2 protein-coding genes are annotated in these 605 nt (G+C 68.4%); both read left to right on the plus strand.

Annotated elements, in window-relative coordinates:
- Window positions 1-489 (plus strand): thymidylate synthase (thyA, locus tag DQ237_RS19345; protein ID WP_113801772.1); only part of this gene is annotated, 489 nt, incomplete at its 5' end.
- Window positions 490-498: 9 nt separating this feature from the next.
- The coding region (locus DQ237_RS20675; RefSeq protein ID WP_369832239.1) for a dihydrofolate reductase at window positions 499-605 on the plus strand (107 nt) is incomplete at its 3' end.

The following is a 605-nucleotide window of genomic DNA, read 5'->3' on the forward strand; positions in this document are numbered from 1 at the left end:
GCGCGCGACGGCGGCACGATCGACCAGATCGCGCAGGTCGTCGAGTCGATCCGCTCGAACCCCGACTCGCGCCGGCACATCGTGTCGGCGTGGAACCCCGCCGACATCCCCGACATGGCGCTCGCCCCGTGCCACGCGCTCTTCCAGTTCGACGTCACCGGCGGCCGGCTCTCGTGCCAGCTGTACCAGCGCTCGGCCGACATGTTCCTCGGGGTGCCGTTCAACATCGCGAGCTACGCGCTCCTGACGCACATGATCGCGCAGCAGACGGGTCTCGAGGTGGGCGACTTCATCTGGACCGGCGGCGACTGCCACGTCTACGACAACCACGTCGAGCAGGTCGAGCGGCAGCTCTCCCGCGAGCCGTACCCGCTCCCGACGCTGCGCATCCGCCGACGGCCCGAGAGCATCCTCGACTACGAGCTCGACGACTTCGAGGTCGTCGACTACCGGCACCACCCGGGCATCAAGGCGCCGGTCGCGGTCTAGATGATCGGCATGATCTGGGCGCAGGCTCGCGGCGGCGTGATCGGCGACGCGGGCGACATGCCGTGGTCGCTCCCCGAGGACATGGCGCGCTTCAAGGCTGTCTCTTATACACATCT

Source organism: Blastococcus sp. TF02-8 (genome assembly GCF_003319175.1).
In the GTDB taxonomy this organism is placed as follows: domain Bacteria; phylum Actinomycetota; class Actinomycetes; order Mycobacteriales; family Geodermatophilaceae; genus Blastococcus.